This is a genomic window from uncultured Gemella sp. (assembly GCF_963529685.1).
GTDB lineage: Bacteria > Bacillota > Bacilli > Staphylococcales > Gemellaceae > Gemella.
Genome location: NZ_CAUSAI010000040.1, coordinates 1 through 15,075, shown reverse-complemented (window position 1 = coordinate 15,075; position 15,075 = coordinate 1). Strand labels below are relative to the sequence as shown.

General features: G+C 32.4%; 12 protein-coding genes. 3 read left to right on the top strand and 9 right to left on the bottom strand.

Going from position 1 to position 15,075, the window contains the following annotated elements; all coding sequences use genetic code 11:
* From RWS90_RS06440 to RWS90_RS06425, 4 genes are all read right to left on the bottom strand, one after another.
* A partial coding sequence (locus RWS90_RS06440) for a YSIRK-type signal peptide-containing protein (protein ID WP_314549723.1) occupies window positions 1-1,791 on the bottom strand: 1,791 nt, incomplete at its 3' end.
* A gap of 574 nt (window positions 1,792-2,365) precedes the next feature.
* Complete coding sequence (locus tag RWS90_RS06435; protein ID WP_314549721.1) at window positions 2,366-3,706, bottom strand: MFS transporter; 1,341 nt, start codon at window positions 3,704-3,706, stop codon at window positions 2,366-2,368.
* Between the two features lie 58 nt (window positions 3,707-3,764).
* The gene (locus RWS90_RS06430; protein ID WP_314549719.1) at window positions 3,765-4,361 is read right to left on the bottom strand and encodes a ComF family protein; all 597 of its coding nucleotides are present in this window, start codon (window positions 4,359-4,361) and stop codon (window positions 3,765-3,767) included.
* A complete protein-coding gene (locus RWS90_RS06425; RefSeq protein ID WP_314549716.1) occupies window positions 4,358-5,902 on the bottom strand; it encodes a DEAD/DEAH box helicase family protein in 1,545 nt (514 codons plus the stop codon). Before RWS90_RS06425 ends, RWS90_RS06430 begins: the two co-directional genes overlap by 4 nt.
* Window positions 5,903-6,191: 289 nt before the next feature.
* On the opposite strand from RWS90_RS06425, the gene hpf reads away from it, so the two are divergent.
* Window positions 6,192-6,737, top strand: a complete 546-nt coding sequence (gene hpf, locus RWS90_RS06420; RefSeq protein ID WP_314549715.1) for a ribosome hibernation-promoting factor, HPF/YfiA family — start codon at window positions 6,192-6,194, stop codon at window positions 6,735-6,737.
* A 364-nt stretch (window positions 6,738-7,101) separates the two neighbouring features.
* Complete coding sequence (locus RWS90_RS06415; RefSeq protein WP_314549713.1) at window positions 7,102-7,677, top strand: DJ-1 family glyoxalase III; 576 nt, start codon at window positions 7,102-7,104, stop codon at window positions 7,675-7,677.
* 55 nt (window positions 7,678-7,732) lie between these two features.
* Here the strand turns inward: RWS90_RS06415 and RWS90_RS06410 are convergent, their stop codons facing one another.
* From RWS90_RS06410 to rpsF, 5 genes are all read right to left on the bottom strand, one after another.
* Window positions 7,733-8,809 (bottom strand): iron-containing alcohol dehydrogenase family protein, encoded by a 1,077-nt coding sequence (locus tag RWS90_RS06410; RefSeq protein WP_314549712.1) that lies wholly within the window; start codon window positions 8,807-8,809, stop codon window positions 7,733-7,735.
* A 250-nt stretch (window positions 8,810-9,059) separates the two neighbouring features.
* Window positions 9,060-10,310, bottom strand: coding sequence for an HD domain-containing protein (locus RWS90_RS06405; protein ID WP_314549710.1), 1,251 nt, complete (start codon window positions 10,308-10,310; stop codon window positions 9,060-9,062).
* A 70-nt stretch (window positions 10,311-10,380) separates the two neighbouring features.
* Window positions 10,381-10,629: a 30S ribosomal protein S18 gene (gene rpsR / locus RWS90_RS06400; RefSeq protein WP_399541578.1), complete on the bottom strand. Its 249-nt coding sequence runs from the start codon at window positions 10,627-10,629 to the stop codon at window positions 10,381-10,383.
* A gap of 23 nt (window positions 10,630-10,652) precedes the next feature.
* Window positions 10,653-11,225 (bottom strand): single-stranded DNA-binding protein, encoded by a 573-nt coding sequence (locus RWS90_RS06395; RefSeq protein ID WP_314549707.1) that lies wholly within the window; start codon window positions 11,223-11,225, stop codon window positions 10,653-10,655.
* A gap of 13 nt (window positions 11,226-11,238) precedes the next feature.
* Window positions 11,239-11,526, bottom strand: a complete 288-nt coding sequence (gene rpsF / locus RWS90_RS06390; RefSeq protein ID WP_314549704.1) for a 30S ribosomal protein S6 — start codon at window positions 11,524-11,526, stop codon at window positions 11,239-11,241.
* A gap of 752 nt (window positions 11,527-12,278) precedes the next feature.
* Here rpsF and adhE point away from each other — a divergent pair.
* Window positions 12,279-14,921 carry a bifunctional acetaldehyde-CoA/alcohol dehydrogenase gene (gene adhE, locus RWS90_RS06385; RefSeq protein ID WP_314549702.1) on the top strand — a complete coding sequence of 881 codons (2,643 nt, stop codon included), beginning with the start codon at window positions 12,279-12,281 and terminating at the stop codon, window positions 14,919-14,921.
* Window positions 14,922-15,075 lie beyond the last annotated feature (154 nt).

The window sequence follows — 15,075 nt, the reverse complement described above, 5'->3', positions numbered from 1 at the left end:
TGCTGCTGTTGCTATTGGTGCTTTAGCTGCTGCTTTGTCTGTGATATTCGCATTACCTTCAATTGCGGCATCTTTGGCTTTTTTAGCTGCTTCTACTTCTACTATTGCACCTATTTTATCTAATGCTAAAATCCCTTTATCTCTCTCAGTGTTAACCTTAGTCTCAGTATCAGTATCTGTCTTATTAATATTATCTTTCGCTGTTTGTGCTGCATGAGTAACCATCGCTTTAAAATCAGCTACTTCAGTAGAAGTAAGCACATTTTGTTTACTATCTATTACTCTATTTTGTTTCTCTGCTTCTGTTGTTATTGCGTTTATTGCTCCATTCTTATCTACTGCAGGTGTCGGATTTCCCACAGTTGCCGGATCACTATAATATGAACCACGTATACCTGGGTTTGTATCTGGTGTTCTTCCTGAAAGTTCACTAGATAATTCAATAACTGTTAAAGCTCGAATTTCCCTTGCAGGCAAATTCTTTTTATAGTCGCTTTCTTCTATCGTAACAGTGGTATTTCCTTCTGTGACAGTTTTTGTAGCTAATATATCATAATCATGCGGGTTTTGATTTTGATCGTCCTGTGTATAATCTGTAGAATCATATGAACCTATTAAATATACCTTCATTTCAGCTCCAGTCGGAATCTTAGGAGCTACCGGAAGTGTGACATTAATAGTAGGTTTTGTCCCTGCCTTGTCTTTCAAATAGTCGTTTATTGTTGTTCCTTGTGGTACATTACTTGGAACTTCAATTGTTGGTTTTTGAAACGGATGATATACTCCGACTTGAAATGTTTTTTGCCCGCTACCTGTTTTTACAGTTACATTGATAACATCACTACCTTTTTTCGAATCAGAAAATCTTCCTGATACAGTTAACACTGCATTTTTACTTCCAACATTTTTTGGAGTCAATGTTAAGGCTGCACCAGAAGCACTAGTTGCTGTTAACTCAGTAATATTATTACTACCAGAAACAATTTTAATAGGTACTTTGAAAGTTGAATCATCATTACGCACTACAAATACTCTTCTATCATTAGTTCTGTAAGAATCCCCAAAACCACTCTTAATTCCCCATTCAATATCTGTTAGTTCTGTACTTGCATCTCTAAACCCACTACCTTCAGATCGAGTAGTCCCGTTCATACTATGATTATGTCCTGCAATATTTGTGCCATTTGGTTCAGTATTTTCTGCGTTTCTTCCTGCTGTTGCTTTACCATTTGTTGTATTTGGTTTAGGAGTGTTATCTTGTGGTAATTTTGAAGTTTTTTTCACTACTAATTTGCTATTTTTATAAGTAAATAGCGTTCTCCACGCAGCTTCAACTTCTTCTTTATTTTGAGCTGTTTCAAAGACCTCTTTTGCTTTAGCTAATTCTGTTTTTAACACTTTTACAGATTCTTCTGTATATTTTTCTAAGTTTAATCCTTCAACTTCTTTTATTAACGTTTCTAATTTCGCTTTATTAACAGTAGCTTTAGGTTTTTCTGGCTCTATTTTTCCTTCTTTAGCCGGTGTCGGATTAAACTGAGCTCCTGTAGCTGATTGATTTCCTGTTATTGCTCTTTCTTCACCTTTGGGTACTACAGTTGTATTGCTTTCTCCCGTTAGTACTGGTGCACCTGTTTGTTCTCCCGCCATCGCTACCGCACCTGCACCGAAGAACACGCTACATCCTATAGCAACAGAAGCTATCCCTACTTTAAATTTTTTAATTGAGTAGGTTTCTACTTTTGTCCCTTGCTTTATTTTTTTTAAATACTGATTATTTTTTCCTACCAAAATAATTCCCTCCTTAAATTTCTTTAAATAAAGTTATATAATCGATATACAAACTACTATTATTTTATAGTATGTAATAACTAAATCGCATTTAGCACCGATTCCCTTTTATTTTTGATTAGCTATACAATCTTACAATATTGATAAAAATATAAAATATTTTTTATGTGTAAAATTAATATGATAATACATTAATAATAATTTATTTATATAAGATACAGTTCGATATATATATATATATATATTAGCACTTTATGAAGAAATTTAAAAGTAAAAACCGAAAAAATATATGTTTTTTTATATTACAATTCTCTTAATAAAAACTGAAATATATGTAAACTTTATAAAAAAGAAGATATCATAATACACAAATTTAAAACATAAAAAACGACTCAAGAATGCCGTTTCATAGAAACTGATTCTATTACTTCGTTATTTGTAATTCATTAGATTCACCAATCACTTTCATAAAAGAATTCATGTGCTAATAACGTACCACAAATACCTTTATATAAAAAGAGAGCGACACGAAACATGATTTCTAAGAAATCACGATTTCCGAATCGCTCTTTTTTTAATTATCTCTAACTTTAATTTTAACCATAAGCATACTTACTAAAGTTATACCTATTACAATAAGGAAAATAGATTTACTTTGCGTGAAACCAAACAATCCATTTTTAACGTGTTTAGCTATCCACACATAAACATAATCTCCGTAGTAAATACCTAACGCGAAGAATGCTTGATAGATTCCCATACTTATATTACGATACTCTCTATCAAAATATTGCATAGCTAAAGAAATTAATGCATTATAGGCTCCACCATATCCTAATCCATTTAAGATATAACTAGCATAAATAACATACGGATTGTTAACATATAACGCTATTACATAAAATGCTAATGAACATCCTAATAGGAATAATAAGGTCTTTTGTATACCCCATTTTCTTGTAAAATATACCCCTACAAGAACTCCCGCAATAAGCTGAGGTACTGCAAAAACAGCATCCATATACGCAAGCATAAGAGGTGTCATGTTTAACTCTGTTTTACCATAAGCAATCATATTAGCGCCACTTGTTGAGAATTTTATAAACGAAAGCAATAAAGCTAATAAACAAATATAAATAAAACTCTTATGCTTAATTACCACTTTTACCTTATCGAATGAAAAATCACTATCAACAGGACGATAATCTTTCATCATAAACGATAATATAAACGTTACTATTGCAATAGCACCCGTAACTATCCACATATAATCAAAATGCTTATACGTGTTCATTGTAAAAACATATTGTATAGGAGCTGCAATAAATTCAGCTAATAATGGGGCTACAGATAATATCGAAACTGAGACTGCCGCTTTATCTTTAGAAAATGTCTCTGAGAAAATAACATTAAATAATGCAAGCATAGTTGCACTAATACCCAACGACAATGAAGATAAATATAAAGTTACGTAATTACCATTAAATGCAACTAAAAATGAAGTCACTATTAGTAAAAATAGTGAAATTTGCACAAATATTTTACGTCTTTTAAATATATCACTCGCTAAAAACATCGGCAACCTTATAATTAAACTTGTAAGCCCATATCCTGCTGCTATTTGGGCTGCGAGTACCGGCGTTAAAGAAAGTCCACCTTGTTCAATCGGTGTGATTGCGTATAACTTCCTATAAGCACGTATAATACTTATCGCAGACCAGAATAAAACTAATATCCAAAATATTATTATTTGATCCCTATTTAATTTAAATTTCTTAGATAAGAAAATTACTAAAATTAAAATTAACGCAATCATAATAAATGAAAATAAAATTTTTGTTTTAACCATCTCCCAACTATATAATTTAAGTAATTTTTTTACAAAACGTTGTAACCATAACCTTCGGCACAACATTTTAATCCAACTTCAACATTATACCATAAAAATAAGACTTGTATAGCGAAAAAACTCATTAAATTGTTTTTGAAAGTGTTAAAAAACTTATTTGTATATGAGGGTACATTTTAGAGATAACTTTAGCACAACCCAACAGTGTGTTTCCACTCGTATATATATCATCTATAATTAAAATACTCTTAATATTCTCTAAACTGTGTATATCAGATAAAAAATAATATTTATTCTCAATTCTTTCTTTATGCAATTTTGATTGTTTTTCTCTATATTCGCAACCAAGAAGTTTTACAAATTCCACATCACATACCTTGCAAATCTGTTCAATATGATCAAATCCCCGAATAATCTCTCGAATGCTATTAGCTGGAACAATGGTAACTAAATCAAATTCATTAAAAGAAAAAAAATTCTCAAAAAGCTTTTTAAATTTTAACGAGTTAGCCACATCTCCAAAATATTTTATTGAATAAATAACATCTTTTATAAATTCATAATCTGAAAAATAATATAACGAATAGCTCCCAACTTCTATAACATTTATATCAATATGTTCTTTACATGTAGTACAAAGTTGAAATTTCTCCTTTTTCTCAAATAATGTATCAAACCCCAATTTTTCTCTAATTTCTAATCCACAAAAACTACATTTCATATTCTACCTCTATTTAATTTTCTATATTTAGCTAAATTATTCATATACTCAATCTCTTTAACCGCTGCTTTCATAGCCTTACTTATCTTATCAGCTAAAAATACAATATCACCAGAATTATCATAATCTTTTCTACCTACTCTTCCCGAGATTTGAATCAAAGCAGCTTTCGTAAAATTTATATGATTCGCATCAAAAACTAAAACATCCAAATAATCAAAAGTTACCCCACGTTCCAATATTGTAGTAGTTACAAGAATATCTATTTCTCTATTATAAAATCTTTGAATTTTCTCGCTTCTCTGCTTATCTTCACTATACACAAAGTCTATTAATACTTTTTCCGGTAAAATCTTCTTAAAATATAAAACCGCAGACTCACACATTCCTATCTCTGGAATAAATATTAATACACGTCGATTTTTCTCTAGACTACTCATTATAAATTCTTGGATGAACTTGGATTTTTTTGAAAATTCAAACACCTCAGCTTTTTCAATTTTTATTTTTGGCACAGGCAACAGGTATCTATGGTATCGTATAGGTATTTTCACGATTTCTTCAACACTAGATTTAACCTTATCAGACGGTGTTGCAGATAAAAATACAAATACCCCCTCTTCTCTCAAACTGGTTCTAGCTCCATTTTCCAAACATTCGTCCCCAGAATACGGAAAAGCATCAACCTCATCAATAATAATAACATCAAAGTAATTATAGTATTTAACAAGCTGATGGGTAGTCATAATATAAAAATTCGAATCCTCTAATGTTTTTTCTTCACCATGTAAGACACTTATCGGATATCCTCTAAAATCACGCATAAATCTTTCAACCAGTTCTTTTACTACATCTCTTCTCGGAATAGCTAGGCAAATTCGCTTATTAGATAAAAGTGCTTGATATATCGCAGCATACACTATTTCTGTCTTCCCTGCACCACAAACCGCCCATATTAGCGTGCTGTTGCCATTTTTAATGTTATGAACTAAAGAAACACTTGCTTCTTCTTGAATATCACTTAACTTTACACTTGGCAACTTTGGCATTTCCAAGTCAGGCATCGGTATATTTATGTGAAATTTTATACAATAATCATCACTTCTTCCAAAATCTATACATCTTTTACAATACGTAATTTTCTGATCTTTGCTTATAAAACTAAAAAATAAATTTTTATCTTTGTTATCACACTGTAAGCAATGGAATCTATCCCCATTCGACCTTAGTGAATATATCTTTTCAATATAAGGACAATTATCTAAATAATGAATCTTTATATTTAATTTTAATAACCTAGAAATAGATAAAAGCAGCCCATTGTACTTTCTTAAAAAAGATAAATCTTCCTCTTTTAAAGTACAGACTGCTCCTGTCGTTACATCATTATAAATCTCTTCAAAATCCTCATTAATTTCCCCAAAATTATCATAGCTTTCTTTAATATTCCTATAATTTACACTTTTTTCTTCACTACTCATTTTTGAATAATAAACTACATACAGCGCTTCTATAAATTCACAGTACTCCCTAAAAAACATTTTTCACAACTCCCTACCTATAAATTTTCAATAAATTTTTTCAGTACTTTTCCTCATTTTATTAACATTTTAAGTTTATATATATCCTTCTAACTTCATACTATTCACGTTTAATTTTATTTTAACAAAAATATATTTATAAAGCAAAATAAATGTATATTTTCTAAAAGCAACATTTTTATGCAAACTGTATTGCTAACGTTATCAAAAAGTGGTATAATAAAACTATAAAAAGAGGGGGAACCCCCTATAAAGTAGCTAGTCTACTTTATGAAAGGAGTGCTTTAAAATGTTAAGATATCAAGTACGAGGAGAAAATTTAGAAATTACTCAAGCAATTAGAGAATATGTTGAGAATAAAGTTTCTAAATTAGAAAAATACTTTGCTGACAGTTTAGAAGCGAACGTTTATGCTAACGCTAAAGTATACAAAAATAATAAGAAAAAAATAGAAATCACTGTACCACTTAAAGGTGTAACACTTCGTGCAGAAGAAACTAACGAAGACTTATACGCCGCTGTTGATTTAGTCGTGGATAAACTTGAACGTCAAATGAGAAAACACAAAACAAAAATCAATAGAAAAGGTCGTGAAAAAGGATTTGTTGAAGAAAATATTCTTACTGGCGAACTAGAAGAAACTGAAGAAACTGCTTTAGACTTCGGTAAAGTTAAACAACTTAAAGTAGAAGTTATGACAAGAGAAGAAGCTGTATTCCAAATGGAACTTCTAGGACACGATTTCTTCGCATTCTTAGATAGTAATACTAACGAAATTTCTGTTGTTTACAAACGCCGCGACACTGGATACGGAGTTTTAGAAATTTCTAAATAATTAATAATGAGTTTAAACTTAATCAACCATCTTCCGTAGATGGTTGATTTTTCTTTGAAAATACAATAAAATTAAAAGAAAGAGAAATGATAAGTAAACAAAATGATTTTACATCTCAATTCCTTTGAATATTTAAATTTATATATAATTATGTATTTCATGTTCTCTATCGTGGTGGCGACAAAATTGAATTCAATTTTGTTAGGAGAAAATGAGACTTACGGCTCATTTTCTAGCTGTAGAATCCATTTTTCATGTGTAATCACATGAAAAATTAGTCGGAAGCGTCCTTCACCGCAATAAGAGAACATGAGAAATATTTTATTCTATACACATTACACAAAATATACTAGGAGGATTTCTTATGACAAAAAAAGTTGCTTTATTCGTTGAAAACGGAAGTGAAGAATTGGAGCTTATCGCTCCACTTGATATACTACGCCGTGCAAATATTCACGTTGACTTAATTTCTGCCAACAATGAAGATTATATAACAAGCTCTCACGACGTGAAAATAATAGTAGATAAAAAGATTAATGACATCGACAATATCTTAGACTATGATGCTATAGTAATCCCTGGCGGAATGCCAGGAAGTACACTGCTTCGTGATAATGATAAAATTATTAAATTCTACCAAGATATGTATAACGCTGGAAAACTTGTTGCAGCTATCTGTGCCGCTCCTATCGTTTTAAGTAAAGCAGGTGTACTAATCGACAAAGAAGCTACTTCTTATCCAGGTTTTGATAATGAAATCAACTGCAAATTATACAATAACGAAAAAGCAGTAATCGTTGATAAAAACGTCATCACTGCCCAAGGTCCAGCCGTAGCTATTCTATTCGGTTACGAAATAGTTAATTATTTACTACAAGACGACACTGCTCAAAACATTAGTAACGCTATGTTAGTACCAACTTTAAAAAACAACTTATAAAACGTAAAACTTAAGACCCCAGATTAAAATATCCGAGGTCTTTTTTTACGTTCTATTATTTAGTTAATTCTTCTAATTCTTTCATCGCAGTAAGCACAACTTCCGGAGTACAAACATCAACCGCAAGTTTAAATGTTTCTTTCTCACTAGCTGCAAATTCTGCAATTTTTTGCATTTTCGCTTCTACATCTTCTGTTACATTAACACAAGCTAAGTTGTAAGCTAAATCATTAGCTTTATAGAATGGAACAAGTTTCTCAACTTCATCTTTCTTACCTTCCGCAAGTAATTGAACTAAGATACCATAAGATACTTTTGTACCGTGCAATACAGAGTGTGTTTCTTTAACTAAACTCATACCGTTGTGTACTGCGTGAGCTCCTGCCATACGTCCATAGTGAACACCGAAGCATCCAACACATCCAGAGATAGCGAATACTGTATCCACCGCATTTTTGAAACTTTCTGTTACTTCACCTTTTTCCATAGCTTCTAATGCGCCATTAGCATCACGTAAAAGCACATCACGAGTGATTTTAGCTGCTTCTAACCCCATTCTTACAAAAGGATCATTAAATTTATTATTTCTTTCTACTAAAACTACTGCTTCATACCATTTAGCTAAAGTATCTCCGATACCTGCTACAAAGTATTCTTTTGGTGATTCTAACAATAAATCTAAGTCAGCTACACAAGCATAAGCTGTACGTTTAAAGTATGCAACCTCTCTAAATGTGTGATCTGGGTGATAAACCGCTGCTACCGGTGCATAAGGTGCGCAAGTTGCAATTACTGTTGGTACTGTCATATACTCAACATTTAAGTTTTGTGCTACACCTTTCGCAGTGTCGATAACACGTCCTCCACCTACTCCAAGAACTACATCAACACCTTCACCGTACTCATCAGCAATGCGTTGCATATCCTCATACGATGCTGATCCATCATATTTCGCTACCCTAAACTCTCTATTTCCTTTATAAAACTTTGTAAACGCCGCATAAGATTTTTCTCCAGTAACAATCAAAGGAGTCTTAAACCCTTCTAATCTGTTATCAAGTGCAGACAATGCCCCACTTCCTGAAATATATTCACTTACCCCTGGTCTCGCTACATTTGCTAATTTAAACATTTTACATCTCTCCTTCGTTGTCAATTTTTAGTATTTTTTGTAATGTAATTATGATTATAACATTTCCGAAAACTAAAATCAATAGTAAGTTAAAAATATTTTATTTTCTGACAATTATTATGAAATTTTAAAATCCTATCATCTTTATTTAGACGACAAAAAAATCAAGATAATAGTCTGAAGTTTTTGATAATCATTAGACCTTACAACAGCCTTATCTTACTTCTCTATTACCTTAATTTTTATATTATTATCTAGGGAAGAATATAGTCCCCTCTTTTTTAGTCTGTCCTTTTGTTATTGATTCTACAATGGTACTAGCTTTTTCTAATGCAACTATTTCCCCATCTAATTTCTCTATTAAAATTTTTCTACCTTTATATGGAGTATAGACACTTGTTTGTACATTATCAATCCTTAAATAATAACATTCGTCTAGCCCATTTTTAGCTAACATATTTTTAATCTGAGCTAGATTTTCTTCACTATAATCTACATACTCAAACAGGTTTCTATTTTGTAATCTTTTGGCAAGATCTGCAGCAATACTGTCCCCTTTTTCTTGTATCAACGTACAACAATATAACAAAGCATTTTCATCTAATTTAAAATACTCTTCTTCTGTTACTTCTGACTTTTCTAAGAAAGGTATCAACACCCTCATATCATCAAAGTAAGATTTATTTTCGGCAAAAATATCCTTTAATCTATTAAACAATTGAATAAACACCGCCTCATAACTTCTTGCTACAGGATGATAATAAACTTGCCAGTACATCTGATATCTAGCCATAATATAGTCCTCTACGCTATGGATACCAGTATGTTTTACAACAATTACTTTTCTGCCTTCATCAGTTTTCCTAACACGTATAGTTCTTAATATTCTTTCAAGATCAAATTGACCATAACTTGTTGCTGTAAAATAAGAATCACGTAATAAATAGTCCATCCTATCTGCATCAAGCTGTCCCGACACAATCTGATTCAATATATCGTTACTATGAGCATGCTGAATTATCGAAACGACATCTTCAGGTAACGCTTTTGAAACGGACTTTAATATAGAATTCAATTCTGTGTTTCCTAGTATAATTTTTACTGTATATTCCTCATGACTATGCCTAGTAACATGTTCAAATGCATGAGAAAACGGACCATGCCCTACATCATGTAGCAACCCAGCTAGCATTACACATACTTTTTCATATTCAGTCAATTCCGCACTCAATGACTTAATTTCCGTCACCATTCTTCTAACTATCTCATATACACCAAGTGAATGAGAAAACCTCGAGTGTTCCGCTGTTGGATATACTTGAAAATCTCCACCAAGTTGTCTTATCCTACGTAATCTTTGAAACTCTTTGCTATCTAAACAGTTCCAAATAACCTCATAATGAATATGTATATAGCTATGCACTGGATCTTTTAGTACCTTTGTCTCATCTAATTTTCTTAATTCCATCACTTTTTCCTCATTGTAACCGTTATCTTCCATATATTTTACTCTTATTATATCAAAGTATAAAAAAAAGACAAGCCTAAGCTCATCTTTTCCACTTTTATTTTTATTTTTCGTCTACTACGTATGGTAAAAGTGCCATATGTCTGGCTCTTTTAATTGCTGTAGTTAACATTCTTTGGTACTTAGCTGAAGTACCTGTTACACGACGTGGTAAAATTTTCCCACGTTCTGAGATGAATTTTTTAAGTAATTCTACATCTTTGTAGTCGATATATTCTACGTTATTTTTAGTGAAATAACATACTTTTTTACGACGACGCATGTTGTTACGACGATTGTTAGTTACTGCCATTGTGCATGTCCTCCTATGTAATTTTAGTCTTCTTTAAACGGATTTACTACATCCTGCATGAAGTCATCATCTAAATTACTTGGGAAGTTTTCCCCAAAATCAGAGAATGATGAACTATCATTAATAAAATCTTGCATAGCTGAATTAGCTTGTCCAAAGTTTTGATTAGTATTGTTGTTATAATAATTTTGATTATTGTTATTATACGCTGGTTGTGATTGAGGTTGATTAAAACTCATTGAGTCAAAACCATTGTTTTGTCTACTATGAGAGCTATTTTTAGATTCAAGGAATTGAACACTTTCTGCTACTACTTCAGTAACATAAACAGTGTTTCCATCTTTACCTTGATAATTTCTAGTCTGTATTCTACCTTCAACAGAAATCAGACTTCCACGTCCTAAGAAACGTGCCATATTTTCTGCTTGCTTTCTAAAAGCTACACAGTTAATAAAATCTGCTTGTCTTTGACCATTTTGGTCAGTGAATGTTCTGTTTACAGCTACTGAGAAATAAAGCATTGGAATATTCGAACTAGAATATCTCAATTCTGGATCTTTAGTTAATCTACCTACTAATACTACACGATTTACCATAGTATTTCACCCCTTATTTTTCTAATCTTACTACCATGTGACGGATGATGTCATCGCTAATTTTTGCTAAACGATCGAATTCTTTTGTAGACGCATCTGTTGCTGAAGTTAATTCTACTACATAGTAGTAAGCATCACTGAAGTCTTCGATTTCATAAGCTAGGCGTTTTTTACCTAAATCTTTAACTTCTACTGCTTCTGCACCTTCTGAAAGAATATTTACGAATCTATCAACCACAGCTTTTTTAGCTTCTTCTTCGATACGTGGTTGAACAGCAAACATTACTTCATATTTTCTCATGTGTGTTACCTCCTTTTGGTCTTTGCGACTCTCTAGCTTTCTAAAGAGTAAGGAGTAATAAAATTACTCTAGCGACTATTATATCAAGTATAGAAATAAAAAGCAACTAATAACTATAATTTTTATAAATTTCTTCTTGAATTTACTTTGGGAATTTACCGCTTTTAATTTAAAATATGTATTAACATTTCAATGTTTCTTATGATTAAAAATGTTCACCTAACCAAAGATAAGTTTTTAATAATAACCTATTATCATACTCACAAACTTTATTTCAATATTTTAATATACATAAAATAATCTCTCTTCTATTATATAATAGTATTCCATTTTAATTAAACGATAGTAGTTATCAATTAATCAATCTTTATTTTTAACATAATATTTCACTCTTTACAAGTCCGCACACCTTCTTATTCTGTTATATAACATAAACTTTATGGAACTTAATATAATAAAAAGATACTTTAATTATAAGATATTTTATTTATATAACAGAATTTTAGATAAGAAGAAACTTTCTTCTCGAATAAATATTTGTACATTCAAATTGAATAAAAAAATATATATTTTATATAGTTTTCAGTTATAATACAGCTATTTACTTGCTTATTTTTAGATGATAAAATATAGCTGTAATCAAATAAGAGGTGTTTATAACAATGGAGATTGATTTTTAAAATCTTATAGATTTTAAATAACATATATTCTCTTACAGTTATAAATTTCCTAATCAAAAGGAGTTAAATATTATGGCAAAAGAAAAATTACAAACTGTAGATCCAGTTGAGGAAGTAAATACGTTAGTATCAAAAGCATTGGTTGCTTTAGATGAATTCAAAAAGATCGAAGATCAAGAGAAAATTGATGCAATAGTTCAAGCAGCAGCCGTTGCAGCTCTTGAAGCACACGGACAACTAGCTGTTGCAGCAGTTGAAGAAACTGGTCGTGGTGTTGTTGAAGATAAAGCTATTAAAAACTTATATGCATGTGAATATATCGTAAACTACATGCGCAATCTTAAAACTGTTGGAGTAATCAATAAAGATGACGTTGATGGACTTACAGCAATAGCTGAACCAGTTGGTGTTGTTTGTGGTGTTGTACCAACGACTAACCCAACATCAACAACAGTATTCAAATCTCTAATCTGTTTAAAAACTCGTAACCCAATAATTTTCAGTTTCCACCCATCTGCAAATGAATGTTCTAAACAAGCAGCACGTATCGTTCGTGATGCTGCAGTTAAAGCAGGTGCTCCTGAAAACTGTATCCAATTTATCGAAAAACCTTCAATGGAAGGAACTCACGCACTTATGAACCATGATGGAGTAGCTACTATCCTTGCTACTGGTGGTAACGCAATGGTTCGTGCAGCTTACTCTTGCGGTAAACCTGCTCTAGGTGTTGGTGCTGGTAACGTACCTGCTTATGTACACAAAGACGCTAAACTTAAACAAGCAGTTAACGACATCGTATTAAGTAAAGCATTCGACAATGGTATGATTTGCGCCAGTGAACAAGCCGCAATCGTTGATAAAGAATTATACGATGAATTCGTTAAAATCATGAAATCACATCGAGTACACTTCGTAACTAAAGAAGAAAAAGCTAAATTAGAAAACTTACTGTTCGGTGTTGAAGCAAACTCTGAAAACTGTGCCGGAGCTAAATTAAACTCTGTTATCGTAGGTAAACCAGCTACAGAAATCGCTAAATTAGCTGGATTTGAAGTACCAAAAGGAACTGTAATCCTAGCTGCTGAATGTAGCGAAGTTGGAGTTAAAGAACCACTTACTCGTGAAAAATTATCTCCAGTTTTAGCTGTATTAAAATCTACTAGCACTGAAGATGGTATCGAAAAAGCTAGACAAATGGTTGAATTTAACGGTTTAGGGCATACTGCAGCAATCCACACTCAAGATGAAGAAGTTGCTGAAGTATTCGGTAAAGTTGTTCGAGCATGCCGTGTAGTTTGGAACTCCCCTTCTACATTCGGAGGAATCGGGGATGTTTACAACGCATTTATCCCATCTCTAACTCTTGGATGTGGTAGCTATGGTCGCAACTCAGTATCAGGTAACGTTAATGCAATCAACTTACTAAACATCAAATTAATCGGACGTAGAAACAACAATATGCAATGGTTCAAATTACCTCCAAAAGTTTATTTTGAGCCAAATGCAATTAAGTATCTTAGTGAAATGGAGGGTTTAGAGAGAGTAATGATCGTAACTGATGAATCTATGGTTAAACTTGGGTTTGCAGGACGTATCATCGATCAATTAAACCGTCGTAAAAATAAAGTTCAATATGAAGTGTTCGCTGGAGTAGAACCAAACCCAGATATCACAACTGTAAAACGCGGATTAGAAATCATGAACACTTTCAAACCTAACGCTATCGTAGCTCTAGGTGGTGGATCTCCAATGGACGCAGCTAAAATCATGTGGTTATTCTACGAAAGACCAGATGCTGACTTTACTGAACTAGTTCAAAAATTCGCAGATATTAGAAAACGTACTGTTAAATATCCTCACTTAGGACAAAAAGCTACATTCATCGCTGTACCAACTACATCAGGTACTGGTAGTGAAGTTACACCATTCGCAGTAATCTCTGATAAAGAAAATGATAAAAAATATCCGTTAGCAGACTATGCTATCACTCCACACGTAGCAATCGTTGACCCAGTACTAGTTCAAACAGTACCAGCTAGACCAACAGCTGCAACAGGTATGGACGTATTAACACACGCAACTGAAGCTTATACTTCTATTCTTGCTAACGACTATACTGACGGATTAGCACTTCGCGCAATCAAACTTGTATTCGAAAACTTAGAAAAATCTGTTAAAGAATTTGACAAAGATGCTAGAGAAAAAATGCACAATGCTTCTTGTTTAGCAGGTATGGCTTTCGCTAACGCATTCTTAGGAATTTCTCACTCAATGGCACACAAAATCGGTGGTAAATTCCACACTATTCACGGTGAAACAAACGCAACATTATTACCATACGTAATCAAATACAACGGTACTCGTCCAGGTAAAGTGGCTCTATGGCCTAAATACGAACACTATCAAGCGGATGAAAGATTCCAAGATATTGCTCGTATGCTAGGGTTAAAAGCTGATACTCCTGAACAAGCAGTTGATTCTTATGCTCAAGCAGTATTTGAACTTGGTAAACGTGTAGGAACTCCAATGTGCTTCAGAGATCACGGTGTAGATTACGAAGCATTCAAAGCAGCTCTACCTACTTTAGCAATGGATGCATATGAAGATCAATGTACTCCAGCTAACCCAAGATTAGCTCTAATCAAAGATATGGAAGGTATCATGGAAGCAGCTTGGTTCGGATTTGACGAGAAAAAATTCGTAGAAAATCAATAAGCTATTCATTCAAATAACTAAACATTAGACTCATACTTCCTTTCATCCGAGAAATAATGAATAGAAACAGCCCCTTAGAAAATATCTAAGGGGATTGTTTTTCATACTCTAACGAACGTCGTTACATGGCTGTAGGCTCACACGATGGAACTAG

Coding starts and splice junctions, on each gene's coding strand:
- RWS90_RS06435 (WP_314549721.1), bottom strand. CDS start 3,706: ATGTTGTGCCGAAGGTTATGGTTACAACGTTTTGTAAAAAAATTACTT.
- RWS90_RS06430 (WP_314549719.1), bottom strand. CDS start 4,361: ATGAAATGTAGTTTTTGTGGATTAGAAATTAGAGAAAAATTGGGGTTT.
- RWS90_RS06425 (WP_314549716.1), bottom strand. CDS start 5,902: ATGTTTTTTAGGGAGTACTGTGAATTTATAGAAGCGCTGTATGTAGTT.
- hpf (WP_314549715.1), top strand. CDS start 6,192: ATGTTAAGATATCAAGTACGAGGAGAAAATTTAGAAATTACTCAAGCA.
- RWS90_RS06415 (WP_314549713.1), top strand. CDS start 7,102: ATGACAAAAAAAGTTGCTTTATTCGTTGAAAACGGAAGTGAAGAATTG.
- RWS90_RS06410 (WP_314549712.1), bottom strand. CDS start 8,809: ATGTTTAAATTAGCAAATGTAGCGAGACCAGGGGTAAGTGAATATATT.
- RWS90_RS06405 (WP_314549710.1), bottom strand. CDS start 10,310: ATGGAAGATAACGGTTACAATGAGGAAAAAGTGATGGAATTAAGAAAA.
- rpsR (WP_399541578.1), bottom strand. CDS start 10,629: ATGGCAGTAACTAACAATCGTCGTAACAACATGCGTCGTCGTAAAAAA.
- RWS90_RS06395 (WP_314549707.1), bottom strand. CDS start 11,225: ATGGTAAATCGTGTAGTATTAGTAGGTAGATTAACTAAAGATCCAGAA.
- rpsF (WP_314549704.1), bottom strand. CDS start 11,526: ATGAGAAAATATGAAGTAATGTTTGCTGTTCAACCACGTATCGAAGAA.
- adhE (WP_314549702.1), top strand. CDS start 12,279: ATGGCAAAAGAAAAATTACAAACTGTAGATCCAGTTGAGGAAGTAAAT.